This is a genomic window from Trinickia sp. Y13, from assembly GCF_029522115.1.
GTDB lineage: Bacteria > Pseudomonadota > Gammaproteobacteria > Burkholderiales > Burkholderiaceae > Trinickia.
The window spans coordinates 113,823-138,178 of the sequence record NZ_JAKWFK010000016.1 but is presented as its reverse complement, the minus strand read 5'-3'; the positions used below and the strand labels follow the sequence as shown (position 1 = coordinate 138,178).

Here is a 24,356-nt window from a genome sequence, read left to right as displayed (position 1 = left end):
TAGTGCGGATTCCCGTGTGAAAGTAGGTAATCGTCAGGCTCCTCCTCTGTACCAAACCCCCGTTAGCGAACCGCGCTAGCGGGGGTTTGTGCTTTTATTCCCACCAAAAACTCACCCTCGGGCCGCTAGCGCTCGACGGCCGCGCAGCGTGGCGCCGATTCGATCGTTCCCCCGCCTCCGCCCGTCTGTACGCTCACTAAATACTACGTTCGTGCAAGCGGTCGGATGGATGGTGCTGCCAGAACGGAGTGTTTTGGGTTTGGTAGTCCGCCATGAGCACGTCTTTGCTGTCGATGAACTCGACCATCGGGGCGAAGCGGTGCGGCGGCAGGGAAGGGCGGATATTGACGCTTGACGCACTGTATGCCCATACAGTAAAAAGAAGAAATCACAACCCGGGCGTCACCGTGAATCAGCGGGAGCCCTTCCCTGCAAACGGCTCTGCTTTTTGGCGGGCGCATCTTATACGATGGATGATCGCGACACCGAATATCTCGTTGCCCCACCGCAGCCCCTCAAGGGGCGCGGCGCAGTCACGAACTTGCAAGGGCGCTTCGAACGCGATCAACGGGAGGCGATCGACGACGGCTGGGCGCCGGATACCGACGACGGTGCGCTGCCAGCGCTCAAGACGCACATTTTCGAGGAGACCGCGAAAAGCATCCTGACGCGCAACGCGTCGCCGGATATCCCGTTCAGCGTCTCGTTGAACCCTTATCGCGGGTGCGAGCACGGATGCATTTATTGTTTTGCGCGGCCTACTCACAGTTATCTCGGGCTATCGCCGGGGCTCGATTTCGAGAGCCGTATTTACGCGAAGATCAATGCCCCGGAGTTGCTGCGGAGGGAACTGGCCAAGAACGCCTATGTGCCCGAGCCGATTGCCCTGGGGGTGAACACCGATGCTTATCAACCCGTCGAGCGCGAACTGCGCCTGACGCGGCGCGTGATCGAAGTGCTGCACGACTTCGGACATCCGTTTGCCGCGATAACTAAGTCGTCGTTGATCGAGCGAGACATCGATTTGCTCGCGCCGATGGCCGCGCGCGGTCAGGTAATCGCTGCGGTCACGATTACGACGCTAGATGCCGAAATCGCGCGCACCTTGGAGCCGCGCGCAGCAACGCCGATGCGGCGCCTGCGCACCATTCGCGAACTGAGTGCGGCGGGTATTCCCGTTGGCGTCAGTATCGCGCCGGTGATTCCTTTCGTGACGGAGCCCGACCTCGAGCGCGTGTTGGAAGCTTGCGCACAGGCCGGCGCGACGAGCGCCAGCTACATCGTTCTGCGTCTGCCGTGGGAAGTCGCACCGCTTTTCAAGGATTGGTTGGCCGCGCACTTTCCTCAACGGGCCGAGCGGGTGATGGCTCGCGTGCATGACATGCGGGGCGGCAAGGATTACGACGCGTCGTTCGGGCGCCGCATGAAAGGCGAAGGTGCGTGGGCAGATCTGCTCAGGCAGCGTTTCGAAAAAGCCGTGAAACGGCTCGGCCTCAACCCGCGTCGGCACGGCATTCTCGATATGTCGCATTTTCGACGGCCTGACAACGCCCGGCCGTCGAGCCCGCAAATGAGTCTTTTTTGACCAAGCGCGGTGCTTAGGACGCCTCAACGCGACAGCGAATTGACCACGCTGCTTTGCGACTCGAAGTAGGTTTGGAACGTCAGGGCAAGCCCACCCATCAGCAGGAAGGCGCCGATCAAGAGCGAAAATATCACCACGAAGATCACCCCCCATCCGGATTGGCTGCGCGATGACTGACCGGTGTTGAACTGAGCATCCCATTTTTGATCGGGGCGAAGTCCGTAGACGATTGCGGCTAGGAAAGCGGCCAGCACCGACGCCGAGCCCGTTATTGCCAGCACCCAGCCGAACGCCGACGCTCGCTCGCTGGTAACGAGCAGGAGCACGCCAGGGACGCCGAGCGCGGTGCCGATCACGTGCGCCCACCCGAACCAGTCGCGCCAGCCGTATAGATAGAAGCGATGAGCGCCTATGCTTCCGAACAGGAAAGCCAGGAGGGCTGTGATCGTTTTGGAGCGAAATCGAACGGGGGCGTGGGAAATGCGGGAGGACGTATCCATCGAGGTGATTGCGTGGGTTCGTGAGGGGAAGGCTTGCGCCCGTGAGACGCCGCAGCGCGCATTGTACGGCCGCGTTTGCCAGGTGAGCTGGGTGGCGATTGCCCTTGTTGCGCACAGGGGAGCGGTAAGTGTTTGTTATGGTTTCAGTTTCCCGCTATAATCGAGCGTTTCAGTGGTTCCGAACCCCCGGTTTTCAAGGATTACAGTATGGTCATCATCCGCTTGGCACGTGGCGGCTCGAAGAAGCGCCCGTTCTACAACATCGTCGCCACCGATTCGCGCAGCCGTCGCGACGGCCGTTTCATCGAGCGTGTCGGCTTCTACAACCCGGTCGCCACGAAGGGTGAATCGCTGCGCATCGCCCAGGATCGTTTGACGTACTGGCAAGGCGTCGGCGCACAGCTCTCGCCTACCGTCGAGCGCCTCGTGAAGCAAGCGCAAAAGGCTCAGCCGGCTGCTTGATTGCCGTTGCAAGCTATCGGCCGTTGTCTAGCCGCGCCTGTCTAGCCGATATGGCGCGCCGGTCGGTCACAGGTCGGGGCAGTCGGCCAACTGTGAGGTTCATCGATGTCCGTTCGTGATTCGGGCGGTTCGGGGCGAGCGAAATCGGCTTCCCGGGCGTCTGTGTCGTTTGGCGCGTTCGCGCGCAAGCCGGTCGAGCGCAATGCTGTGGCGCCTGCAGCCGCCGGTCGAGCGTCGGGTATCGAGCCGGTCGACACTTTGCCCGACGATGCAGTCGAAGTCGGCGCCGTCGTCGATGCTTACGGCCTTAAGGGCTGGGTCAAGGTCGCGGCGCATGCCGGTACGAGCAAAGGTGGCGACGCGTTGACCAGCGCCAAGCGCTGGTGGCTCGAGAAAGGTCGCGAGCTGAAAGTCGCGCCTGTCGTTGCGGCGAAGATTCACAGCGACAGCGTGGTTGCGCAATTGAGCGGCCCGGGCGATCGAGATCAGGCTTTGGCGCTGAAAGGCTGGCGCGTCTACGTGCGCCGGAGCGATTTCCCCGCGCTCGATGCGGACGAGTTCTACTGGGTCGATCTGATCGGCCTAGACGTCTTCAATGAGGAAGGCGTGGCGCTAGGCGCCGTTGCCGATATGATCGACAACGGCGCGCATGCCGTGCTGCGTGTCGAATATCCCACGCAGGGTAAGGATGGGCAGCCGGTTACCGGCGAGCGGTTGATTCCGTTCGTCGGGGTATATGTGAAAGCGGTGGATCAAGCGGCCAAGCGTATCGTCGTCGATTGGCAGGCCGATTACTGAGCATGGTCGACGCTAGGGAGCGCACGATGCAGTTCGATGTCGTCACGCTCTTTCCCGAGATGTTCCGCGCGGTCACCGAGTGGGGCATTACGAGCCGAGCGGCGAAACAAGGGCGGTTTGGGTTGAGAACGTGGAATCCGCGCGATTTCACGTCGGACAACTACCGGACCGTCGACGATCGGCCCTATGGCGGCGGCCCAGGTATGGTCATGCTGGCCAAGCCGCTCGAAGCGGCCATCGGGGCGGCGAAGGCCGCGCAGGCGGCCCAGGGCGTCGCGAGCACGCGCGTCGTGATGATGTCGCCACAAGGCGACACCCTCAATCACGAGCGCGTGATGCGTTTCGCGCAAGAACCCGGGCTGGTGTTGCTCTGCGGCAGGTATGAAGCGATCGATCAGCGGCTCATTGATCGTTGCGTGGACGAAGAGGTGAGCCTCGGCGATTTCGTGCTGTCTGGCGGTGAGTTGCCTGCGATGGCGCTGATGGACGCCGTGGTGCGGCAGTTGCCGGGCGTGCTGGGCGATGCGCAGTCGGCCGTGCAAGACAGCTTCGTCGACGGCTTGCTCGATTGCCCGCATTACACGCGCCCCGAGGAATACGAAGGCGTGCGCGTGCCGGACGTGCTGCTCGGCGGTCATCATGCCGAAATCGAGCAGTGGCGGCGCAAAGAGGCGCTGAGAAATACGCTCGCCAAGCGGCCCGATCTGATCGAGCGCGCTAGGCGTAACAAGATGTTGAGTCGTGCCGACGAGGCATGGCTCGCAAGTCTTGCGAAAGCGGCGTCGAAGGCCTAGCGGCCTTCTTCCCGAACGCAGGGCGCAGGCGGCGCCGCGTATGCGGCGCCAGATGTGAACCCATCCTCTATCGGGGCCGAGCCAAACCGTCCAGGTGACATGCGGCAGGCAGAACGCCGACAAGATGGCATAAGGAGTCAGTGATGGATCTGATTGCAAAACTCGAGCAGGAAGAAATCGAGCGCGTGCTCGCCGGCAAGTCGATTCCCGAGTTCGCCCCGGGCGATACGGTGATCGTGAACGTGAACGTGGTCGAAGGTACCCGCAAGCGTGTCCAGGCCTATGAAGGCGTGGTCATCGCCAAGCGCAACCGTGGCCTGAACTCGTCGTTCATCGTCCGCAAGATCTCGTCGGGCGAAGGCGTCGAGCGTACGTTCCAAACGTACTCGCCGCTGTTGGCCAGCATCGTCGTGAAGCGTCGCGGTGACGTGCGTCGCGCGAAGCTGTACTACCTGCGCGAGCGTTCGGGCAAGTCGGCACGTATCAAGGAAAAGCTGGTCTCGAAGGACCGCGCGGCTTCCTAAGCGTGTTAGCTGTAAGAAAAAGCACCCATACGGGTGCTTTTTTGTTTCCCGGCAGCAGGATCAAAATGGCGGTTATCCGCTCATGACCTCCCGAGTGCAACTTTGATTCGCCCCGTCTTTGAACCCGAAGTGCTTCCCATCGAAGCGACCGGTGCCGGCTTGGCCGGTGTAGCGGCGTATCGCCTGACCCCGCCGGGGTTGCGCGAGCGCTTCGCGCAGCGCCTTGCGTGGGCGCCCGAGCCGTTCGAGGTGTTGTCGCCCGAGGTGAGCGATCCGCGTGCCGCCGCCGTCCTCGTTCCATTGATCGTGCGCGAGGCGGAGCTTTCCGTCTTGCTCACGCAACGCGCCGATCATCTTAGCGATCACGCTGGACAGATCAGTTTCCCGGGCGGTCGACGCGAGCCATCCGACCGGGATGCGGTGGCCACAGCCCTGCGCGAGGCCCAAGAGGAGGTGGCGCTTGCACCCGAGCGCGTCGAAGTGCTCGGCGCGCTGCCCGAATACCTGACCGGCACCGGTTTTCGCGTTACGCCCATCGTCGGCCTCGTGCATCCGCCTTTTAGCGTGCGCGCCGATACGCTAGAAGTGGCCGACATCTTCGAGGTGCCTCTGCCGTTTTTGATGAACCCGGCCAATCACGAGGTACGCGTATTGCGTTGGGAGGGCGGCGAACGCCGGTTTTTTGCGATGCCGTACCCGCGTGCGGGCGCACGGGGGCACCATTTCATCTGGGGCGCGACGGCTGGCATGCTGCGCAATTTCTATCGTTTTCTAGCTGCCTGAACGGATAGCGGGCAGATCGCGAGCCGTCACCTCGAGACGAGCGCATTCGAGTATGGCGCCCTGTGCTATCGTTACGCGACAATTGAACAAACTCGAATTGCCACGGCCCTTCGCATGACCTTTTTCTCCGTATTGTTGGCCCTTGTTTTCGAACAACTGCGTGCGCTGTCGCAAAGCAACCCGATCTTTGCGTTGTTGCAGTATCACGCGGAATCGGCCGCGCAAGGTTTTGACGCGGGCAAGAAAAAACATGGCATGCTCGCCTGGCTGGTGGTCGTGCTGCCATGGACGCTAGCCGTGGCGGCCATCTATTACGTCCTGTATCGAATCAGTTTTGTGCTGGCGTTCCTTTGGAACGTGGTCATCGTTTATTTCACGCTCGGTTTTCGCCAGTTCAGTCATTACTTCACCGATATTCACCTCGCGCTCAATAACGACGATGTCCCGCGCGCTCGGGAGATCCTGGGCGAGTGGACGGGCATGGACACCGTCGACATGCCTGTGGGCGAGATCGTGCGCCATACCTTGATTCATGCGGTCGTCGCCTCGCATCGGCATGTATTCGGCGTCTTCTTCTGGTTTCTGGTGCCGATCGGCCCAGCGGGCGCCGTGCTTTATCGGATCTCGGAATACCTCGCTCGCACCTGGGGCGTATCGGTGGGCGAGCGCACGGCTGCTTTCGGCGCATTCGCGCGCCATGCCTTCTTCGTGATCGACTGGCTGCCTGCGCGCTTGACGGCGCTCGGTTTCGCGATCGTCGGCAATTTCGAAGATGCGATTTATGCGTGGCGCAATCATGCGCGCCAGTGGCCCGATGCGAACGACGGCGTTTTGCTCGCGGCCGGCAGCGGCGCACTGGGCGCACGGCTCGCTGGGCCTTTGGCGGAGCCGTCTAGCCTGGATGCACTGGGAGCGCCCGATGGCGGGCCCATGCCTGTCGGCGACGACTGCACGCCCCGCACGCTTCAATCGGCCGTCGGGCTCGTGTGGCGCGCCGTCATCCTCTGGATGATTCTGCTGCTGATGCTCACCATCGCTGTCTGGGTCGGCTAACCTCCACCCAGCTGAAGCAGCCGCCCGCGCCATCGCCGGAGAAAATTGCGTAGGCTCTGGCGCTGAGCTAGATCTAGGCGCCGAACTCTCCGCTGGGGTCGCGCGCTGCGCCGCAACGCCAGCACGCCGTGAATTGCGGCTCCAAGGTTTCGCCGCAGGCCCCGCAGCGCCACCGGGGCGCGCCCGGCGGCGGGCCGTTTTGCGCCGCTTGCAGGATCCGTCTCGCCAACATTTCATCGCGCTCGTCGACGAGCCATAGCTCGGGCGCGCACTGCTCGGCAGGGATTTCGCCAAGCGCGCCGTTCAGATAGCGGTTGTGCAGTTCGCAGCCGATTCCCGCCGCTTCGAGCAAGTTGACCCAATGTTGGCCGATGACGGGATTCGGGGCATGGGTCAGCTTGAGCATGCGGGCGTCCTAAAAGAGCGCAATGCGGCGCCCGCGCTATCTCACGACCTGGCTGGCCTCGTGAACGAGCTGCGCGTAAAGCGCATGCCTCTCGCGCGCGACGCGCCCGTCGGCCATCGCTTCCAGAATCGCGCAGCCCGGCTCGTGCAGATGATGGCAATTGTAAAAACGACAGTGCGCAAGCAAAGGGCGAAATTCAGGGAATGCGCGCTCGAGCCTGCCTTCCGTCAAGTGGTAGAGGCCGAACTCCTGAAAGCCGGGCGAATCGATCAATGCGCCGCCCTCGGGCAACGGGTACAGGCGCGTGAACGTCGTCGTGTGGCGGCCGCTGTTGAGCGCCGTCGAAATTTCGCGCGTGGCGACATCGGCGTTGGGCACGACGAGATTGACCAGCGTCGATTTGCCCATCCCCGATTGGCCAAGCAACAGCGTCGCGTGGCCCAGCAAGCGCGCCCGTAGCGCGGTGAGCGCTTCCTCCGGCTGCGTCTTGATCGACAGTTCGAGCACCTCGTAACCGAGCGCCCGATAGCGCGCCAAACGCTCGCGCGCAGCGGGCAGGGCGGCCGTCACGTCGGTTTTGTTCAGAACGATCAGCGGCTTCAGTTCGTTGGCTTCGGCGGCCACCAGCGCACGGCCGAGGAGGTCTTCGCTGAAGTGGGGCTCGGTGGCCAACACGATCAGCAATTGATCGAGGTTCGCCGCAAAGAGCTTCGACTTGAATTGATCCGACCGATACAGCAGGTTGCGACGTTCGCCGATTTCGACGATGACACCCTGATCGGCCGAGCTTTGCTCGTAGACGACGCGATCGCCCACGGCGACTTCGCTTTTTTTGCCTCGCGGAAAACATTGCAAGAGTGCATGGGGCTCGTGCTCGGGCGCAACGAGATAATGCCGCCCGTGGGCGGCGATCACGAGGCCGGCCAATCGCGCGCCGCCGCTGCGTTTTATCGAGTGGGCGGGGGCGCTCATGCGTGCCGCAGCAGCCGTTCGATCCGCTGCGACGCGGGCGGGTGCGAATAATAGAACGCGGTGTACACAGGATCGGGCGTTAGCGTGGCGGCGTTGTCCTCGTAGAGCTTCACGAGGGCATTGACGAGCTCGTTGGCATCGGTCTGGCTTGCCGCGAAGGCGTCGGCTTCGAACTCGTGCTTGCGCGAACTCAAGCTGCCGAGCGGGGTGACGAAGAACATGAACACCGGCAGCGCCAAGAAGAACAGCACCAGCGCCAGGGCGTCGTTGCTGCCGCCCATCGATGGCCGCACGCCCAGCCCCTCGTAGAACCAGGTGCGCTGGCTCAGCCAGCCGAGCAGGGCGAACAGGCCCAGGCTGATCGCGAACGTGACGAGCATGCGCTTCAAGACGTGGCGTCGCTTGAAATGTCCCAACTCGTGCGCGAGCACGGCTTCGATCTCGCTGGCGCTCAGGCGGGCAAGCAGCGTGTCGAAAAAGACGATGCGCTTGGCGGCGCCAAAGCCCGTGAAGTACGCGTTGCCGTGCGCTGAGCGGCGGCTGCCGTCCATCACGAACAAGCCCTTGGCCGCGAAGCCGCAGCGTTTCATCAGCGCGTCGATGCGCTGACTGAGCGCTTCGTCCGCGAGCGGTTCGAACTTGTTGAACAGCGGCGCGATCAGCGTCGGATACAGGACCAGCACGAGCATTTGGAAGGCGACGATCACGGCCCAGGCCCACAACCACCAGAGCGCGCCGGCGCGTCCCATCAGCCACAGCACGACGAGCAGCAGCGGCAGGCCGAACAGCGCGCCCAGCGCCGCGCCTTTGGCCAGATCCGCAAAGAAAATCGCCCGCGTCATGCGGTTGAAGCCGAACCGCTCTTCCACGACGAATTGCCGGTAATAGTCGAACGGCAAATCGACGACGCTGGTAATGACGACGACGGCGGCCACGAGCGCGATCTGGCCCGCATAGCCTTGGCCGAACCAGGCGGAAACGGCCCGATCGAGCGCTTGCACGCCGCCGAGCAGCGTGAGCGCGACGACGAGCACGGCGCCGACGACGATTTCGAGCATCGACAAACGGGTGCGAACGACGGTGTAGTCGGCGGCACGCCGATGCGCCTCGAGCTTGATCGTTTCGGCGAACTGCCTGGGCACCGCGTCTCGGTGCGCCGCGACGAAGCGAATTTGCCGGGAGGCCAGCCACAGTTTCGTGGAGACCATCGCGACCACCATAACGGCGAACAAGACGGTGAAGTCGATAGCGGGCATCGGGAAGTCCAAAGTATCTATGCGAGAATTATAAAGTTTCGCGGGCGCGGGCGAGCGTGCCCGACCCCGCGCAGCGCCGTTTCGCTTCCCTTTGCATCAATGACCGGATTGCTTTCATGACTGATTTACTCGAACCCGTCGGTGAGCCGACGCTCGTGCGCAACGAGATGAACCTCGTCTGGCTCGATATGGAAATGACGGGGCTCGAGCCCGATACCGACCGCATCATCGAGATCGCCGTGGTCGTGACGAACTCGACGCTCGATAAAGTCGTCGAAGGCCCCGTGCTCGCCATTCACCAGAGCGATGAAACGCTTGCGAAAATGGACGAGTGGAATAAGAACACGCACGGCCGCTCCGGCCTCATCGATCGCGTGCGTGCGTCCACCGTGGACGAGGCGCAAGCCACCGAAGTGATTCGTGCGTTCCTCGGCAATTACGTGCCGCCCGGCAAATCGCCGATGTGCGGCAATTCGATTTGCCAGGACCGGCGCTTCATGGCGCGGTGGATGCCGGAACTCGAGCGCTTCTTCCATTACCGCAATCTCGACGTGAGCACGCTCAAGGAGCTTTGCCGCCGCTGGCAGCCCGCCATCTACAAGGGCTTCCAAAAGCGCGCCATGCATACGGCGCTCGCCGATATTCACGAGTCGATCGACGAGCTCAAGTACTACCGCGAGCATTTCTTGATCGCGTCGCCAAGCGTAGTGCCCAGCGAAGGCAATTGACGCACTATCGCGTCGCGCCCGATGGCCCCGATTGCGCCCAGATTGCCGCCGGCGCGATTTAATTGGAGGGCGCGCGCCGCGCGCTCTTCGGCCGAAACGCCGCGACGACCTGCTCGTGCGTGCTGACATACGGGCCGCCGATCAGATCGATGCAGTACGGCACCGCCGCAAAGATGCCCGGCGTTTTCACCGCGCCGCTTTCGTCGCGCAGCCCCTCTAGCGTTTCCTGAATCGACTTCGGTTGGCCGGGCAGGTTGATGATCAGCGCCGCATGCTCGCCCGTTTCGCGAATCACCGCCACTTGGCGCGAGAGAATCGCCGTAGGCACGAAATTGAGGCTGATTTGGCGCATTTGCTCGCCGAATCCCGGCATTTCCTTCGTGGCGACGGCAAGCGTGGCTTCGGGCGTGACGTCGCGCCGCGCGGGGCCCGTCCCGCCCGTCGTCAGCACCAGGTCGCAGCCGAACGTGTCGACGAGTTCGATCAACGTGGCCGAAATGTGCTCGGGGTCGTCGGCGATGAGTCTTTTTTCGACGCGCCAGGGCGAGGCCAATGCCGTGCCCAGCCACGTTTCCAGCGCTGGCAAGCCTTTGTCCTCGTAGACGCCGCTCGAGGCGCGGTCGCTGATCGAAACGAGCCCGATGACGATCTCGTCGGGATGGTTACGCGTCGGTTTGGTCATCGTCGTCTTCCGTCGAATCTGAAGCGTCCTCGCCTTCGCCCCCGCTCGCGGACTTGATCCACTGGAACAGTTCGCGGAAATAGCGCGGAGGCTTGCCCTGCTGCGCTTCCTTGCGTGCGTTGCGGATCAGGGTGCGGCCTTCCTGGGCGTCGGCGCCGGGATGCGCGCGCAGAAATGCCGTGAACGCGTCGTCATGGGCGATGAGTTGCTCGCGGGTTTGCTCGATCCAATGCAGCCGCGCCGTTTCGGCTTTGTTCACGCCGCGGTACGTTTCGAGCGCCGTGCGCAAGGCCCCGATCTCGTCTTCGGTCAGGGAGCGCATGACGCGGCCGATGTACTGGATTTGGCGGCGCTTGCCTTCATGATCGGTGATGCGGCGCGCGTCGCGCACGGCGTCGGCCAAATTGTCGGGCATCGGCATGCGCTTGAGCGCGTCTTTCGGCAACTCGACCAGATCGACGCCCAAGGCTTGCAGCGCGTGCATTTCGCGCTTCAATTGCGATTTGCTGGGACGCTCGTCGGCCAGGTCTTGATCGGCCGAATCGTCGTGCTCGATCGGTTGAATACGGGTTTTGCGTGTCATAAGCGTTATTGTAGCGCGCGACCATCCGCGCAAGCCTTGCTATGATCGCGGGATGCGAACGATCGAGCATGCCCGGCCAGCGCGTCGGCCGGCGGCCCGAGCCGTGCTCAACAGACAGTTCTATACCGGACGGCAATCACGATGGCAGCGGACACCGAAACCTCACAACGCTTCTTCCCGCACACTCAAGATGAATTGAAGGAGATCGCGTCCGACATTCTCAAGCATGCGAAGTCGCTGGGCGCCACCGACGCCGCCACCGAAATCTCGGAGGGCGACGGCCTGTCGGTATCCGTGCGGCGCGGCGAAGTCGAGACGATCGAGCACAACCGAGACAAGATGGTCGGCGTGACCGTCTTCATCGGCGCCAAGCGCGGCAACGCGAGCACCTCGGATTTTTCGAAAGAGGCGCTGCGCGACACCGTGGCAGCGGCGTACAACATTGCGCGCTTCACGGCCGAGGACGACTGTGCGGGGCTGGCAGAAGCGGAATTGCTCGAGACGGCCCCGCGCGATCTCGATCTGTATCACCCGTGGCATTTGTCGGCCGACGAGGCCGTCGAGATCGCACGCCGGGCCGAGGACGCCGCTTTCGCCACGGATCCGCAGATCCGCAACTCGGAAGGGGCGAGCGTATCGGCCCAGCACTCGCAGTTCGTGCTCGCCACCACGCGCGGCTTTTTGGCCGGTTACCCGTATTCGCGGCATTACGTCGCCTGCGCGCCAATCGCGGGCAGCGGCCGCAATATGCAGCGCGACGATTGGTATTCGTCCAAGCGCGATGCGCTTTCGCTCGCGCAGCCCGAAGCCGTCGGCCGTTATGCGGCCGAACGGGCGCTCGCGCGGCTCGGTGCGCGCCGGCTCGACACGCGCAAGGTGCCGGTGCTGTTCGAGGCGCCGCTTGCGGCTGGGTTGCTCGGCGCGTTCGTGCAAGCGACGAGCGGCGGCGCGCTCTATCGCAAAACTTCGTTTCTCGTCGACAGCCTAGGCAAACGCGTCTTCGCGCCGCACGTGCAAATCGTCGAAGATCCGCATGTGCCGTGCGCGATGGGCAGCGCGCCGTTCGACGAAGAAGGCGTGCGCACGAAACAGCGCTCGGTGGTGAAGGACGGCGTCGTGGAGGGGTACTTCCTGTCCACTTATTCGGCTCGCAAGCTGGGCATGCAGACGACCGGCAACGCCGGCGGCTCGCACAACCTCACGCTCACTAGCAGCGAGACGCGGCCTGAAGACGACTTCAAGGCAATGCTCAAGAAGCTCGGAACGGGGCTTTTGCTGACCGAGCTGATGGGGCAGGGCGTCAATTACGTCACCGGCGATTATTCGCGCGGCGCGTCCGGCTTTTGGGTCGAGAACGGGGAGATCCAGTATGCCGTCGAGGAGATCACCGTCGCCGGTACGCTGCAGGAGATGTTCAATCATATCGTCGCAATCGGCGCCGATTCGATCGTGCGAGGCACCAAGCAGACCGGTTCGGTGTTGATCGAACGGATGACCATCGCGGGACAGTGAACGCGGTGAACGCGGTGAACGCGGTGAACGCGCTGGGTGCGGTGGTGCGGCGGGGCGCAACGCCCCGCAAATAGAACCGGCGCGTTGCTTACGCGATCGCGGGCCATCGGTGGCTCACGCACGCGCCAAGCCTCCAAGCGCGCTCAGCGGCGGGCGCTGTCGGTTCGCTGGTAGACCACGCGCGCGTAGTCGAAGTCGGCCCCCTGGTGCGCTTCGCGCGATACGGCTTGCCACTCACGGGGATCGGGGGCGGGAAACGTCGCATCGCCGTCGAAGTCGGCGTCGATCTCCGTGATGATGAGCTTGTCCGCAAACGCGATGCCCTCTGCGTAAAGTTGTGTGCCGCCGATGAGGAAGGCTTGCGTTGCGCCATCCTTGGCTGCCAAGGCCAGCGCGCTCTCGATGCTCGTCGCGATTTCGCAGCCTTCGAAGCGGCGCTGCGCGTCGCGCGTGACGACGATATTGCGACGCCCCGGCAGCGGCCGGCCGATCGATTCATGGGTTTTGCGGCCCATGATGATCGGCGCGCCCATCGTCGCGCGCTTGAAAAACGCGAGATCTTCGGGAAGATGCCAAGGCAGTTGGTTGTTGCGGCCGATCACGCCGTTGCGGGCGCGGGCGACGAGGATCGTCAATGTCGTCATGGCGAAAAGCAAATGCGCTCGAGGAAGCGGTTGGAATCGTCCGCAATTTTACGCGAGCGCCGATCGAATGCCGCTTTTGCCGTCGCGCTTGCCCGCGGTGGAAACGGGTGCGCCGGCCGCCGCTTCACTCCGTCGCCATCTTGCCGTCGCCGCAGAGGTCGTCGTCGTCCGTCGAATTCGTCTTTTCCTCCGATGCCGAGGGGTCCCGCAATCCATGCGAGCCCATCAATCGATAAAGCGTCACGCGCGAGATGCCCAGATCGGTCGCCGCTTCGTTGAGCCGGTGCCGATGGCGTAGCAGCGCGGCTTCGATAGCGCGTTTTTCCGCGGCCTCGCGCGCCTGCGCGAGCGTCATCGTTTCCTGTTGCGTGTACTGTGCGAGATCGAGGTCCTCGGCATTGATCAGCTTGCCCTCGGCCATTACGATCGCGCGCCGCACGCGGTTGATGAGCTCGCGTACGTTCCCCGGCCAACGGTACTTGTGCATCGCCTCGATCGCCGAGGGTGCGAATCCCCGAATCTTGCGCGCACTGTCGGTCTTGAATTTATGCAAGACATGATGCGCCAAGATCTCGATGTCTTTGCCGCGCGCACGCAGCGGCGGCTCGTCGATGCGCAACACGCACAGCCGGTGAAACAAGTCCGCCCGAAAACGACCGTCGCGCATTGCGCCTTCAAGATCGACGTGCGTGGCTGAAATCACACGTACGTCGATGGGGATCGATTCGCGGCCGCCGAGCCGCTCGATCTTGCCTTCCTGCAGAAAGCGCAGCAGGCTGGCTTGGCTCTCCAGCGGCAGGTCGCCGATCTCGTCCAGGAACAACGTGCCGCCGTTCGCCGCTTCCACGCGTCCAATCTTGCGTTGATTGGCTCCGGTGAATGCGCCGCGCTCATAACCGAACAATTCCGACTGCAGCAAGTGTTGGGGGATCGCGCCGCAGTTGATTGCGACGAACGGTTCCTTGCGGCGCGGCGAACGCTCGTGAATGGCGACAGCCGTGAGTTCTTTGCCCGTGCCCGATTCGCCGGCGATGAAGACCGAGGCGTCGGTGTTCGCGATCTTGCGGATCGTGCGGAACAAATGCTGCATGGCGTCGCAGGTGCCGACCATTTCGTCGTCGCCCGCGCTCGCCACTCCGGTGGCGAGATCGAGGTCCGTCAGCGACACCATGCCGAACGCATGACCGAGCAGATAGTCCACGGTGGGTGCGGCGGCCGGCAGCTTCACGTAATCGAAGCAATAGCTGCGAATCAAGCGGCGCACATCGGGCTCGTCGAGCCGGTCGGCGCTCGCGAGCGCCACCCATCCGACGAGCGGCTGACGCAAGCCCGTCTCGAGCGCGCAGAGATCGCGCGCGGTCACGCGCGTGAGATCGACGATGCCCGCGTAGGGGGTGTCGGGCCGCACGACGCGGGCGCAATCGGCGCTCGTGCGCGCGATCGAAACGCTCCAGCCGCGGCTCTTCAAATGATCGACGAGCCCGTCCTCGGGCGTACGCGACAAATAGACGAGCATACGCGGTTCGGATTCGTGTCGTTGCTCGCCGCCGCGCTTGCCGTGCGCGAGCGCCAAGGTCGACCCGAGTGCCGCGAGCGGCCCGACGGAGGTCAAATGAGAAGTATCACGCACGATGCACCCGTATAGTCACGCATCAAAAGGTGTACGGGAACCGCACGCCAACGACGAAGTTCGGTGCGTCGGGCGTGAGTCCGATCGATACCGATCCGTTGATCGTCAAGTGCTTGTTCACCACGTGGTTCAATCCAAAATTCACTGCAGCCGCCACGGTTTCGCTGCCGGGCACCTTCTGCCAGCCCTGGCCGGGCGCTTGCGTTTCGCTCTCCGGCTCGATCGCCATCGTGTAGGACACGCTCGCCGAATCTTTCTCGGAGAAGGCGAGCGCGACGCCGGCCCCCCACTGGATCACGTCGCCCAGCTTGACCTTCGCCGGCGAGGTTTGACCTTCGACGGAAGAGACATCCGAGAACGAGCGCGCGAGGTTGTACGTGTAGGACAGGCTGCCGAACAACACGACCGGGTCGTAAGTTTTGAGCACCGATACGCCCGCCGTGATGTTCCAGAATCCCGTGCCCGTGGGCAGCTTGGTGGGCGCAACGAGGCTCGTGTTGTTCGGATCGACCTGCACGAGCTTGATGCCGAACGGCGACGTGCCCGTCGGCGCTTTCACGCGCACGCTGCCGACGATGTCGGGCCAGTCGCCGCTTTCTTTGAGGAACTGGTAGTAGATGCCGAAGTTGACGTCGCCGATGGCGCTCGAGGAGCCCGATGCATCCGAGAGCGCGCCCGCCGCGCCGCCCGCGCCGCCGACGATGAAGTTGCTGTGGCGATAAACGTACGGGACGTCGACGTCGAAGCTGATGCGATCGGTCAGGCCGTAGCGGGCGTCGAGGTCCGCCATCACTTGGTGTGACTTCGTCTGGCCGAGGTTGATGTTGCCGAGGAAGATGGCGTCCAGCGCCAAGAACCCGGACAACTGCAACTGGCGCCGATCGTAGTAGGTATCGCTCAAGCCCCAATCCAGCGTGAGCTTGCGATCGAACAACGGCGCGTGCTCGCGTTGAACCACGGCGTTTTCCGCCTCGGTGCGGACCGGTTGCGCGGCCTTTTGTGTGGTGCCGATCGGCGAACCTTGCGCGCTCGCGCCTGCCGCACCGGCGCCCGTTTCGGGCAACGTCGTGGTAGTCGGTACGCCGGCGGCGGTGGAGGCGCCGCTCGTCGGGCCGGTCGAGCCGGGAGCCACTTGCGCGAGCGGCGGCAATTGCACGGGCAGGCCGTCGGCCCCGGGCGGCGGGACAACTGCCGCATCGCCTTGCGCTGCGCCGGTTACGCCTCGCCCGCGCTGCGCCATTTCGAGTCGCGTCACTTGAGCCTCGAGCGAATGGATTTGACGCTGCTGTTCGTCGACGACGCGCATCAGCGTCGTCAGCCGTTCTTCGACCGATTGCCCGGACAGCGCTTGCGCCGATGCGCCTTGCGGCAACCCCATGACGAGCACCGCGGCCGGTATTGCCGCAAGCTTGATGCGGCAGGCGTGGTACGCGCCCCTCGTGGACAACTTGGACATTGTTCTTTCCCCCGGTTTTGCTTCGGCGCAAAGCGGGGCTTAGCTGCGGCTCGCGCTTCATGCCTTCTTCGTTAGTCGACTTCTTGTCTGGTCTTGGTCCTCTTCTCGATTTGGTGCGGGCGACGGCGCTCGATGTTGCGGTCAGCGCCTGAGCGCGGCGGCGTTGCGCAACGCCTGCTGCACGCCGAGCTGTCGCAGCAGCGCAGCGGACATCGGCTGCGTCTGGATGCTCAACTTCAACTGATTGATGACTGCCTGGCCGTTGCCGGCGATTTGCAGCAACTGGGCGATCGAGCCGCCGCGTTGCAGGCCGGCAGGCACGATCGTCTGCGTCGCAACGCCGGCCGGCGTTTGCACCGTCACGGCAACGCCGCCATTGGCGAAGCTGATGCCGGCTTTGACGTTGCCCGACGCGCTCGTGGCCGTAGCGGTCGGGCTCGTCGCGGTCACGGTCGTGCCGCTGCCGATACCCGAGCCGTTGAAGTCGATCACGGTCGAGTTCGCACCGACATTGCCGTTACCTGCGACCTGCGTGATTTGAGAGACCCCGGCGACGGAGACGTTTTGCCCGCCGACCGCGCTTGCGTGCGGATTCGCTCCGGAACCGGCTGCGGCCGTCGTCGACGTAGTGCCGCCGCTCGCGTTCGGGCTGGCGGTGCTGTTCGAAGCGCCGGCGACGTTCGTGCTTGCAACGCTGGCCTGAGGCGAGTTGCCATTGACACCGCCGTTGCCGACCCCGTTGGCATTTGCATTGCCGTTGGCATTTCCATTTCCACGTCCGATGCCATCGCTGGCCTGCGCCGAGGTCGTGACCTGGGCCGACAACGCGTTATTCGGATTGGTCGAAACCGTGAGCGTGCCTTGCGCGCTGGCAGACGCGCCGTTGGGCATTTGCCATTGCGAAAGCAGTTCGAGCACGAGTCCCGACACCATCGTGCCGCCGGGGCCTTTGCCGCTCTGCTGTGCGAGCACGTCGTCGTCGACGGCTTGCCAGCGCGTGCCGGCCGATGCCGAGAGGAACTCGGGCGGCGCCGCGAGCCGCTGAGCGGCATGCGCGGTGCTTGCGAGTCCGCCGGCAGCCAGTGCAAGCGCGAGCGTGAGAGGAGATAGAAGTAGGTGTCTCATGAGGTTCAGAACCAGTCTGCCCTAGACAATCCGTAATCCACGAAGGGTGTCGTGGCAGTGCTCGCGGCGAGCGCTCGCTCGCGCAGTTGCAATGCCAGCGACACGTTGTCCTGCAATAGAGGGGAGTCCTCCCTGAATGGCTTGCCGAGGACCGCGAACACGAGCCCGTTCCAGCTCGCGACGAAATCCTTGTCGAGCACGATGCGATTGCCGAGTGCGGGATCGGCGATGAAGATGCGTCCATGCTCGGCATGCTTGACGATGACGAAGTGCTCGTAGCCGCCGATATTCATCAGCACGAGCACGGGAATTTGCAGGTGATAGAGCGCGTCCAGATTTACGCGAAAGCCGCGGCCGCGCAGGCCGATCGTCTCGACGAAGTGCTTCATGTCGAGCATCGAGAAGCCGTTCTTGACGACGACTTCCGGGCTCGAGAAGACCATCATGCGGCGAATCAATTCGGGCTCGGCGATGTCGATGCCGTAGCCGTACTTGAGCAGCGTTGCGAGCGCGGCCGAGCCGCAACTGTAGTCGTAGCGCTGGCCGACGATATGGCCGTATCGAATGTCCCGCATGGAGCGCACCGTCTTGGTGAGTGGCACGCCAGCAAGGTTAGACGTATCGATGGTCGACTGCGCGTTGCTTGGCGCACATATCGCCGCGCAAAGGAGCGCGGCGATCTGCCGCCATACCGCGAAGCTGGCATGTCGTGACATGCTGTGTCCCCCTCGAAGAGCGCATGCCGGCCGCGGTGAACGGGCCGGTATGCGCGCGCGCTCAATACGGCGGCGGCTAGCCGTGCGCGCCTGGCTAGCCGTCAACACCGACGCTTAATGGCCGCTCATGTTCGTCGCAGCGATGGCCAGGCCGTTGTGTTGCAGATTCCCGGCGCCGCCGGCGATGTTCACGCCGATGTTGCCCGTGGAGTTCTGCAGTGCGCCGGCGCCGATCCTGGCCGTGCCGCTGATCGAGCCTTCGAACGAGAGCGCCGCCGCTTGGCTGTTGTCATCGGTGGCGATCATCGCGACGGCCAGCGGCGCATTGCCGTCCGTCAGGTTCGTCGTCGATGCGGCGAGGCTGTTGTTCTGCACGTTGGCCACGCCCGCGGCGATGTTCACGCCCAAGTTGCCCGAGACGTTGCTGAGCGAGTTGTCGCCAAGCGAAGCGTTGAGCATGAAGTTGTTGATCTGCGCGCTGCCGCCCGACGATTGCGAGCTGAAGATCTGTGCGTTGCCGAACACGTTGCCGGTGTCGACCGATGCCAGCGAGGCATCGTTGCTTTGGGCGTTGTCCACGCCTTCGGCGATGTTGATGCCGATGTTGCCCGACGAGCCGCTGCCCGCGCCCGCGCCTGTCGTTGCCGTGAGGTCACCCGGCTTTTGCGTGTTGATGTAGTCCGTCACCGAACCGGTTACCGTCACGTTCTTCGAATCGATCGATTCGCCGAAGGCCCACGACGCGTCGTGGCTCTTGCTGTGCGACTCGCGCCAGGATGCCGAGCCCGACGATTGCTCGGCGAAGGCTTGCCCGCCCGAGCCCTGGTCTGCATGGAATTTCCACATCGCGCCTTGTCCCGAACCTTGCGCGGCGCTCTGTTGCTTTTGCGACGAGTACTGATCGGCGGCGGTACCTTCGAACGCATTGACGCTGATGCTGCCGCTCGCGCTGATGCTGCCCGAGCTCGAGCCGTGATGGTGATGATGCGACGCGCTGTAGTTCAGGTTCGCCGATCCGCTTGCGGTCAAGGTGGCGCTGGCGTCCTGCGAGTTGTGGGCCTCGCTGCTCGCGCTGCTCGATTGCTGCTTGCTGTATTCGTAGCCGCCACCCGAAATCGAGCTGCTCTGATTCCGGTATGCATAGGCCGACGATTCGCCGAAGCTTTGCGCAAACGATTTGGACGCCGACTCGCTGCTCGTGCTCGAACCTTTCGAATAGCCGCTTCCCGTCACCGAGCGATAGTTGTTGTTGAACGCCGTCGTGACTTGGCCCATCGAATAGCTTTGCGCCGTCGGGGCGAGTACGGCGTTCGCCATGACCGCTTGGTTGTTGTTGACGACGGCGCCGACCGAGCTCGACACGGTGACGCAGCCGAACAGGCGCACGAAGCCGTCCATATCGACGTTTTCGGTCACTCCCGTCACGTTATAGATGAAGGGGTTCTTGACGTTGTGCGCGAAGGCGCTGCCCGAGGCGACTGCGAGCACGGCTGCGGCGATGAGAGTGCGCTTCATGATGACGCTCCGATAGAAAAGGGACTACGTTAGAAAAAAGTGCCCGCCGGGGGACGGAGCACGAAACTATTCGCCGTGGCATTACCGGCGCCGGCCGTCTGGTTGATTTGCGCGATGCCGCTTGCGTTCTTGAGCACATCGTTGCCGATGCGCACCGCGCGCTCGCCCTGAGCCATCGCCGATACATCCACACGTCCTTGCTTGGGAGAGGCCGCGGATAACACGCTGTCCGCGACGCTTTCCACTCCTGTTGCCGCAGCGCCGAGCACGACGCTGTTGCGTTGAAGATTGGCCGCACCGGCCGCTTGATTCACCATCGTCATGCCGGACACGTTCGCCAAAGCGCCGCTCTCGATGCTGGCCCGTGCGCTAGGCACGAGGGCGTTCGCCTGGGCGCTTTGCGCGACGCCCGCATCGGCAAGGCCGTTGGGCCCGAGCACGATCGCGGCTTGGTTGCTTTGAGCGTTGCTCACGCCGGCTGCCTCGTTCACGCTCACGACGCCCTTGGCTCCGGCGAACGCATCGGTTGCGATCGCGGCTTCGCCGGTGACGACGGGCGTCGGTTGCGCAACGGCCGGCGATGTGGCCGCGAATGCGCAACAGCAAGCGGCGATCATCGTGGCCGCACGCGCGCGGCGTGGATTACGCGACGTTTTCATCTGAACCCCCCGAGGCCCGCGAGTCCCGTGGTGAGTGGCGCAAGCGCGCCGGTGACCGAGGTGGCGATCGTTCCGCCGATGCCTACCGTGGCGGACGGTGCCCCGGTCGGACCCATTGCGACGTTGTTGCCCGTTGCCGAGCCGCCCAAGATTTTGGTCAGCACTTGCAAACTGGCCGCGCCGCCGATTGCGCCGGTGCTCGCGACGCCTTGCGAGCCGTGCGCTTGCGTCAGGTCCGCGTCGGAGACGAGCGCGCCGACCGTCGCATCGAATGCCGGCGCAGGGAAGGTCGTGGCCCGGACGGCGACGGGATTCTCGTTTCTCGGAATGGCCTTGAACGCATCACGCGGCATGACAGCGCGCTCGACGATGATGTCGCCTGGGTTGCCTGCGTATTGCGCGAGCGCGTCCGGCGCCGCGGTCGCGCCGAGCACGGCGGCCAAACCCGGCAGCAGTGCAACCCATGCGCGACGAGGCAGCGAGGCAAAGGCGATGAAGGGCATGACGAGTTCTCCGGAGAACGGCTTGCGCTGCGTTATTTGCGGAAATAGCTGACGGCGTTGCTTTGCGCGACGTGGGACGTATCCACCGGCACGGGAACGGGCGTAGGCGGCGCGATTTCGTCCCACAGCGTCACCGACGTTCCGCCTCTAAGGGATTGCGCCGATGCCGCCACCGTCATGAGCCCGAGCCCGGTGCCGCGCTGCTTCGCGAGCACGCGGTCGTCGAGCGCTACGCTCGCGGCTGCGCTTGCGTCACCGCTCGCAATGGCGCTGGCGTTCTCGGGTTGCGCCGATGTGGTCTCGAGTGTCAACGCTTGCTGGTGCGGTTGCGCTTGCGCATCGAACGTATCGGCGCGTGCGTCGCCGGATACTGCGGCCGCAACCGATGCGATCGCCAGCGCGGCGATCGCGGCGTAGGAGCGCAAGGTAATGTGCTGAACGAATGGCATGGCGTCTCTCCGTTGTGCGGGCATTCAACGCGAAAGCCGTGCCATGGCCCCGAAAACGTTGCGGGAATAGGCCTCTTGCAAAATGGGACGCGATAAATGAGGCTAAATCGCGAGAAAGCGTTTCAGCGCTGAAACGGCGAACGCGAAAAGACTGTGGCGAGTGTTGTCGCGAGAGATGCGGTGTCGCGAAAGGGCCACGGAGAGAGGTAGAACTCGCGCTGCGACATCGACGCGAAAGCCTCCTGCAACGGGGGCGCGGCGGCGCGTTGCAATGTTTACGGCGAATGAGTCTGCCTGTGGAACGGGTCGTATAGTAAGCTGTAGGAACGGTTTCACCTCAGCAAAATCGCCGAAAATAAGGCAATTGCTATTAATAATGCGTTTGCGAGCGCGTTGATCTGGGTTGTCGCCACGGACTGCGGCGGGCTCCAAGCCTTTTCGAGAGAGTCGGGGTAGGCATGCGCTGGCGCGTTTGTCGTGCATGACGTCTTGCTTCATGTTCATGAATAAGAGGTCTGAACAATGGAACCCGCAAGTCGACCATTGATTTACGTTACTCGCGACGTCAATTCGCAATTGAGCGCGCAATTCAATGCGCGCGGCTGGCAAGTCTCGGTGGCAGCGAGCGCGCGCGATGCGCGACGGGCGTTGCGCAACGATGCGACGGCCGGCGGTCTGCTCGATTTATCGAGTCGATTCGATTCCCACGAAATCGCGGCGCTCGAGCCGTGCTTGACGCTGCCCAACGTCGGTTGGGTGGCGGCGACCGCGCCCGGCCAACTGCAAGAGAGCGCATTGCGCCGGCTTGTGCGCGACTACTGCTACGACTACGTCACCATGCCCTACGACGCCCCGCGCATCGTCGATTCGGTTGGCCATGCCTACGGCATGGTGGTGCTCGGCTCGATGGAAGAAGGCGATGCGGCGCGCACGGGCGACGGCGAGATGGTGGGCTCGTGCGACGCGATGCGTGCGTTGTTCCGCGCTATCCGCAAGGTGGCGATGACCGATGCACCGGTCTTCATTTCGGGCGAATCGGGTACCGGTAAGGAACTGACGGCCGTCGCCATACACGAGCGATCGGCACGGCGCGAAGCGTCGCTGGTGGCGATCAATTGCGGCGCGATTCCGCCGCATTTGCTGCAGTCGGAGCTGTTCGGCTACGAGCGCGGCGCATTCACGGGGGCGAGCCATCGCAAAATCGGCCGGATCGAAGCGGCCCACGGCGGGACGCTATTCCTCGATGAAATCGGCGATCTGCCGCTGGAAAGCCAAGCCAGCTTGCTGCGCTTTCTGCAGGAGGGCAAGATCGAGCGGCTCGGCGGGCAGGAGTCCATCCCGGTCGATGTGCGCGTCATCTCGGCCACCCACGTCGACATGCAGCGCGCGATGGAAGAAGGGCATTTCCGCCCGGATCTCTATCATCGGCTTTGCGTGCTGCAGATCGACGAGCCGCCGCTGCGCGCGCGTGGTAGGGATATCGAACTGCTTGCGCGCCACATGCTCGAGCGTTTCGGCAAGGACGGCGCACGCCGGCGACGCGGTTTCTCGGCCGACGCGATCGCCGCGCTCCACAACTACCCATGGCCCGGCAATGTGCGCGAGCTCATCAACCGTGTTCGGCGGGCGATCGTGATGTCGGAAGGGCGGCTCATCACGGCGCACGACCTCGAGTTGGCAGCCTATGTCGAGATCGCGCCGATCTCGCTCGCGCAGGCGCGCGAGGCCGCCGAGCGGCAGGCGATCGAATTGGCGCTGCTGCGGCATCGCGGGCGGCTGGGCGACGCCGCGCTAGAGCTCGGCATTTCGCGCGTGACGCTGTACCGCTTGCTCAGTGCGCACGGCATGCGCCATCCGGACGTCGTGCCGGGCGAGCATCGCATGACGAGTTGACACCCCGGGGTGAGTGACGCAAAGCATGCTTCGGGCGAAAATCCCGGCGCTTGATAAAATCGGGGTTTGCGCGGCGCTCGACCGGCGAGTCCGCGCGCCCTCGAGCCGAAGGACATCCCCCCGCATGAAACAATACCTCGACCTCGTCCGCGCCATTCTCGATACGGGCAGTTGGCAGGAAAACCGCACGGGCATCCGCACGATCACGATGCCGGGCGCCATGATGCGCTTCGATCTCCAAGAGGGCTTTCCGGCCGTCACCACCAAAAAGCTCGCGTTCAAGTCCGCCATCGGCGAAATGATCGGATTCCTGCGCGCCTCGCGCAGCGCGGCCGATTTCCGCGCGCTCGGCTGCAAGGTATGGGATGCGAACGCGAACGAGAACGCGCAGTGGCTCGCCAATCCGTATCGCGAGGGCACGGACGATCTAGGCGACGTCTACGGCGTGCAGTGGCGCAAGTGGCCTGGTTACAAGGTCATCGAGGCTTCTGCCGATGCGCGTTTGGCCGACGCCGCCGAGCGCGGTTATCGGATCGTCACACAGTTCGAGGAAGACGGCGTGCGCAAGGTTCTGCTCTACAAGGCGATCGATCAATTGCGGCAGTGCCTCGATACGATCATGACGAACCCCGGGGACCGCCGGATCTTGTTTCACGGCTGGAATCCGGCCATGCTCGATCAAATCGCGCTGCCCGCGTGCCATTTGCTCTATCAGTTCTTGCCGAACGCCGCTCGCCGCGAAATTTCGCTGTGCCTCTACATTCGCAGCAACGATGTCGGTTTGGGCACGCCGTTCAATTTGGTCGAGGGCGCGGCGCTGCTCTCGCTGGTCGGCCGTTTGACGGGCTACACGCCGCGGTGGTTCACGTACTTCATCGGCGATGCGCATATCTACGAAAACCAGCTCGATATGCTCAAGCGCCAACTCGAGCGCGAACCGTATGAAAGCCCTCGGCTGCAGATCGCCGATCGCGTGCCCGCTTATGCGCAAACGGGCGTGTACGCGCCCGAATGGCTCGAACAGGTGGAGCCGGCCGATTTTTCGCTCGTCGGTTATCGCCACCACGAACCGCTGACCGCGCCGATGGCCGTTTAGTAGGCGCTTCGGGGCAGGTCAGCCGATCCATC

General features: G+C 63.6%; 26 protein-coding genes. 11 read left to right on the top strand and 15 right to left on the bottom strand.

Annotated elements, in window-relative coordinates; all coding sequences use genetic code 11:
- The first annotated feature begins 469 nt into the window (after positions 1-469).
- Positions 470-1,585, top strand: coding sequence for a PA0069 family radical SAM protein (locus tag MMB74_RS23340; protein WP_277431028.1), 1,116 nt, complete (start codon positions 470-472; stop codon positions 1,583-1,585).
- Positions 1,586-1,608: 23 nt separating this feature from the next.
- Here the strand turns inward: MMB74_RS23340 and MMB74_RS23335 are convergent, their stop codons facing one another.
- Positions 1,609-2,085: a TM2 domain-containing protein gene (locus MMB74_RS23335; RefSeq protein WP_277431027.1), complete on the bottom strand. Its 477-nt coding sequence runs from the start codon at positions 2,083-2,085 to the stop codon at positions 1,609-1,611.
- Positions 2,086-2,292: 207 nt separating this feature from the next.
- Here MMB74_RS23335 and rpsP point away from each other — a divergent pair, with 207 nt between their 5' ends.
- From rpsP to MMB74_RS23305, 6 genes are all read left to right on the top strand, one after another.
- The gene (rpsP, locus tag MMB74_RS23330; RefSeq protein ID WP_173258456.1) at positions 2,293-2,547 is read left to right on the top strand and encodes a 30S ribosomal protein S16; all 255 of its coding nucleotides are present in this window, start codon (positions 2,293-2,295) and stop codon (positions 2,545-2,547) included.
- A 105-nt stretch (positions 2,548-2,652) separates the two neighbouring features.
- The gene (gene rimM, locus MMB74_RS23325; RefSeq protein ID WP_277431026.1) at positions 2,653-3,345 is read left to right on the top strand and encodes a ribosome maturation factor RimM; all 693 of its coding nucleotides are present in this window, start codon (positions 2,653-2,655) and stop codon (positions 3,343-3,345) included.
- Between the two features lie 2 nt (positions 3,346-3,347).
- Positions 3,348-4,139 (top strand): tRNA (guanosine(37)-N1)-methyltransferase TrmD, encoded by a 792-nt coding sequence (gene trmD / locus MMB74_RS23320; protein ID WP_277431025.1) that lies wholly within the window; start codon positions 3,348-3,350, stop codon positions 4,137-4,139.
- A gap of 143 nt (positions 4,140-4,282) precedes the next feature.
- Entirely contained in the window at positions 4,283-4,663 is a 381-nt protein-coding gene (rplS, locus tag MMB74_RS23315) for a 50S ribosomal protein L19 (protein ID WP_277431024.1), read from the top strand.
- Between the two features lie 102 nt (positions 4,664-4,765).
- On the top strand, positions 4,766-5,446 hold the full coding sequence (locus MMB74_RS23310) for a CoA pyrophosphatase (protein ID WP_277431023.1): 681 nt from the start codon (positions 4,766-4,768) through the stop codon (positions 5,444-5,446).
- Positions 5,447-5,560: 114 nt separating this feature from the next.
- Positions 5,561-6,499, top strand: a complete 939-nt coding sequence (locus MMB74_RS23305; RefSeq protein WP_277431022.1) for a CobD/CbiB family protein — start codon at positions 5,561-5,563, stop codon at positions 6,497-6,499.
- A gap of 73 nt (positions 6,500-6,572) precedes the next feature.
- Here the strand turns inward: MMB74_RS23305 and MMB74_RS23300 are convergent, their stop codons facing one another.
- Genes MMB74_RS23300 through MMB74_RS23290 form a run of 3 tightly spaced genes read right to left on the bottom strand, consistent with a single transcriptional unit; the run spans position 6,573 to position 9,133 of the window.
- Positions 6,573-6,905, bottom strand: a complete 333-nt coding sequence (locus MMB74_RS23300; RefSeq protein WP_277431021.1) for a DUF2007 domain-containing protein — start codon at positions 6,903-6,905, stop codon at positions 6,573-6,575.
- A 36-nt stretch (positions 6,906-6,941) separates the two neighbouring features.
- A complete protein-coding gene (gene rsgA / locus MMB74_RS23295) occupies positions 6,942-7,877 on the bottom strand; it encodes a ribosome small subunit-dependent GTPase A (protein WP_277431020.1) in 936 nt (311 codons plus the stop codon).
- Entirely contained in the window at positions 7,874-9,133 is a 1,260-nt protein-coding gene (locus tag MMB74_RS23290) for a M48 family metallopeptidase (protein ID WP_277431019.1), read from the bottom strand. The genes rsgA and MMB74_RS23290 overlap by 4 nt, the downstream gene beginning before the upstream one ends.
- A gap of 116 nt (positions 9,134-9,249) precedes the next feature.
- Between MMB74_RS23290 and orn the strand changes: the two genes are divergently transcribed.
- Complete coding sequence (gene orn, locus MMB74_RS23285; protein ID WP_277431018.1) at positions 9,250-9,861, top strand: oligoribonuclease; 612 nt, start codon at positions 9,250-9,252, stop codon at positions 9,859-9,861.
- A gap of 58 nt (positions 9,862-9,919) precedes the next feature.
- Here the strand turns inward: orn and mog are convergent, their stop codons facing one another.
- Together mog and yjgA are read right to left on the bottom strand one after the other, a co-directional pair.
- On the bottom strand, positions 9,920-10,543 hold the full coding sequence (gene mog / locus MMB74_RS23280; RefSeq protein WP_277431017.1) for a molybdopterin adenylyltransferase: 624 nt from the start codon (positions 10,541-10,543) through the stop codon (positions 9,920-9,922).
- Positions 10,524-11,126 (bottom strand): ribosome biogenesis factor YjgA, encoded by a 603-nt coding sequence (yjgA, locus tag MMB74_RS23275; protein ID WP_277431016.1) that lies wholly within the window; start codon positions 11,124-11,126, stop codon positions 10,524-10,526. Before yjgA ends, mog begins: the two co-directional genes overlap by 20 nt.
- 141 nt (positions 11,127-11,267) lie before the next feature.
- Here yjgA and pmbA point away from each other — a divergent pair, with 141 nt between their 5' ends.
- Entirely contained in the window at positions 11,268-12,638 is a 1,371-nt protein-coding gene (gene pmbA / locus MMB74_RS23270; RefSeq protein ID WP_277431015.1) for a metalloprotease PmbA, read from the top strand.
- Positions 12,639-12,781: 143 nt separating this feature from the next.
- On the opposite strand, the gene MMB74_RS23265 is transcribed toward pmbA, so the two are convergent.
- The 9 genes from MMB74_RS23265 to MMB74_RS23225 all read right to left on the bottom strand — a co-directional run bounded on the left by MMB74_RS23265 (position 12,782) and on the right by MMB74_RS23225 (position 21,335).
- Positions 12,782-13,282 (bottom strand): dihydrofolate reductase, encoded by a 501-nt coding sequence (locus MMB74_RS23265; RefSeq protein ID WP_277431014.1) that lies wholly within the window; start codon positions 13,280-13,282, stop codon positions 12,782-12,784.
- A gap of 124 nt (positions 13,283-13,406) precedes the next feature.
- The gene (locus MMB74_RS23260; RefSeq protein WP_277431013.1) at positions 13,407-14,912 is read right to left on the bottom strand and encodes a sigma-54 dependent transcriptional regulator; all 1,506 of its coding nucleotides are present in this window, start codon (positions 14,910-14,912) and stop codon (positions 13,407-13,409) included.
- A 22-nt stretch (positions 14,913-14,934) separates the two neighbouring features.
- On the bottom strand, positions 14,935-16,368 hold the full coding sequence (locus MMB74_RS23255; protein WP_277431012.1) for a hypothetical protein: 1,434 nt from the start codon (positions 16,366-16,368) through the stop codon (positions 14,935-14,937).
- A 141-nt stretch (positions 16,369-16,509) separates the two neighbouring features.
- The gene (locus tag MMB74_RS23250; protein ID WP_277431011.1) at positions 16,510-17,493 is read right to left on the bottom strand and encodes a peptidase C39; all 984 of its coding nucleotides are present in this window, start codon (positions 17,491-17,493) and stop codon (positions 16,510-16,512) included.
- A gap of 5 nt (positions 17,494-17,498) precedes the next feature.
- Positions 17,499-18,209 carry a C39 family peptidase gene (locus tag MMB74_RS23245; protein WP_277431010.1) on the bottom strand — a complete coding sequence of 237 codons (711 nt, stop codon included), beginning with the start codon at positions 18,207-18,209 and terminating at the stop codon, positions 17,499-17,501.
- 114 nt (positions 18,210-18,323) lie between these two features.
- Positions 18,324-19,724, bottom strand: a complete 1,401-nt coding sequence (locus tag MMB74_RS23240) for a hypothetical protein (RefSeq protein WP_277431009.1) — start codon at positions 19,722-19,724, stop codon at positions 18,324-18,326.
- Between the two features lie 29 nt (positions 19,725-19,753).
- On the bottom strand, positions 19,754-20,383 hold the full coding sequence (locus MMB74_RS23235) for a hypothetical protein (protein ID WP_277431008.1): 630 nt from the start codon (positions 20,381-20,383) through the stop codon (positions 19,754-19,756).
- Positions 20,380-20,886, bottom strand: coding sequence for a hypothetical protein (locus MMB74_RS23230; RefSeq protein WP_277431007.1), 507 nt, complete (start codon positions 20,884-20,886; stop codon positions 20,380-20,382). Before MMB74_RS23230 ends, MMB74_RS23235 begins: the two co-directional genes overlap by 4 nt.
- Before the next feature lie 32 nt (positions 20,887-20,918).
- Complete coding sequence (locus MMB74_RS23225; RefSeq protein WP_277431006.1) at positions 20,919-21,335, bottom strand: hypothetical protein; 417 nt, start codon at positions 21,333-21,335, stop codon at positions 20,919-20,921.
- 522 nt (positions 21,336-21,857) lie between these two features.
- Between MMB74_RS23225 and MMB74_RS23220 the strand changes: the two genes are divergently transcribed.
- Together MMB74_RS23220 and MMB74_RS23215 are read left to right on the top strand one after the other, a co-directional pair.
- Entirely contained in the window at positions 21,858-23,228 is a 1,371-nt protein-coding gene (locus MMB74_RS23220; RefSeq protein ID WP_277431005.1) for a sigma-54 dependent transcriptional regulator, read from the top strand.
- 124 nt (positions 23,229-23,352) lie between these two features.
- On the top strand, positions 23,353-24,324 hold the full coding sequence (locus MMB74_RS23215; RefSeq protein WP_277431004.1) for a thymidylate synthase: 972 nt from the start codon (positions 23,353-23,355) through the stop codon (positions 24,322-24,324).
- Positions 24,325-24,356: the final 32 nt, after the last annotated feature.

Bases quoted from the DNA above. Each gene is read 5' to 3' on its own strand.
- MMB74_RS23340 (WP_277431028.1), top strand. From the start codon at position 470: ATGGATGATCGCGACACCGAATATCTCGTTGCCCCACCGCAGCCCCTC.
- MMB74_RS23335 (WP_277431027.1), bottom strand. From the start codon at position 2,085: ATGGATACGTCCTCCCGCATTTCCCACGCCCCCGTTCGATTTCGCTCC.
- rpsP (WP_173258456.1), top strand. From the start codon at position 2,293: ATGGTCATCATCCGCTTGGCACGTGGCGGCTCGAAGAAGCGCCCGTTC.
- rimM (WP_277431026.1), top strand. From the start codon at position 2,653: ATGTCCGTTCGTGATTCGGGCGGTTCGGGGCGAGCGAAATCGGCTTCC.
- trmD (WP_277431025.1), top strand. From the start codon at position 3,348: ATGGTCGACGCTAGGGAGCGCACGATGCAGTTCGATGTCGTCACGCTC.
- rplS (WP_277431024.1), top strand. From the start codon at position 4,283: ATGGATCTGATTGCAAAACTCGAGCAGGAAGAAATCGAGCGCGTGCTC.
- MMB74_RS23305 (WP_277431022.1), top strand. From the start codon at position 5,561: ATGACCTTTTTCTCCGTATTGTTGGCCCTTGTTTTCGAACAACTGCGT.
- MMB74_RS23300 (WP_277431021.1), bottom strand. From the start codon at position 6,905: ATGCTCAAGCTGACCCATGCCCCGAATCCCGTCATCGGCCAACATTGG.
- rsgA (WP_277431020.1), bottom strand. From the start codon at position 7,877: ATGAGCGCCCCCGCCCACTCGATAAAACGCAGCGGCGGCGCGCGATTG.
- MMB74_RS23290 (WP_277431019.1), bottom strand. From the start codon at position 9,133: ATGCCCGCTATCGACTTCACCGTCTTGTTCGCCGTTATGGTGGTCGCG.
- orn (WP_277431018.1), top strand. From the start codon at position 9,250: ATGACTGATTTACTCGAACCCGTCGGTGAGCCGACGCTCGTGCGCAAC.
- mog (WP_277431017.1), bottom strand. From the start codon at position 10,543: ATGACCAAACCGACGCGTAACCATCCCGACGAGATCGTCATCGGGCTC.
- yjgA (WP_277431016.1), bottom strand. From the start codon at position 11,126: ATGACACGCAAAACCCGTATTCAACCGATCGAGCACGACGATTCGGCC.
- pmbA (WP_277431015.1), top strand. From the start codon at position 11,268: ATGGCAGCGGACACCGAAACCTCACAACGCTTCTTCCCGCACACTCAA.
- MMB74_RS23265 (WP_277431014.1), bottom strand. From the start codon at position 13,282: ATGACGACATTGACGATCCTCGTCGCCCGCGCCCGCAACGGCGTGATC.
- MMB74_RS23255 (WP_277431012.1), bottom strand. From the start codon at position 16,368: ATGTCCAAGTTGTCCACGAGGGGCGCGTACCACGCCTGCCGCATCAAG.
- MMB74_RS23250 (WP_277431011.1), bottom strand. From the start codon at position 17,493: ATGAGACACCTACTTCTATCTCCTCTCACGCTCGCGCTTGCACTGGCT.
- MMB74_RS23245 (WP_277431010.1), bottom strand. From the start codon at position 18,209: ATGTCACGACATGCCAGCTTCGCGGTATGGCGGCAGATCGCCGCGCTC.
- MMB74_RS23240 (WP_277431009.1), bottom strand. From the start codon at position 19,724: ATGAAGCGCACTCTCATCGCCGCAGCCGTGCTCGCAGTCGCCTCGGGC.
- MMB74_RS23235 (WP_277431008.1), bottom strand. From the start codon at position 20,383: ATGAAAACGTCGCGTAATCCACGCCGCGCGCGTGCGGCCACGATGATC.
- MMB74_RS23230 (WP_277431007.1), bottom strand. From the start codon at position 20,886: ATGCCCTTCATCGCCTTTGCCTCGCTGCCTCGTCGCGCATGGGTTGCA.
- MMB74_RS23225 (WP_277431006.1), bottom strand. From the start codon at position 21,335: ATGCCATTCGTTCAGCACATTACCTTGCGCTCCTACGCCGCGATCGCC.
- MMB74_RS23220 (WP_277431005.1), top strand. From the start codon at position 21,858: ATGGAACCCGCAAGTCGACCATTGATTTACGTTACTCGCGACGTCAAT.
- MMB74_RS23215 (WP_277431004.1), top strand. From the start codon at position 23,353: ATGAAACAATACCTCGACCTCGTCCGCGCCATTCTCGATACGGGCAGT.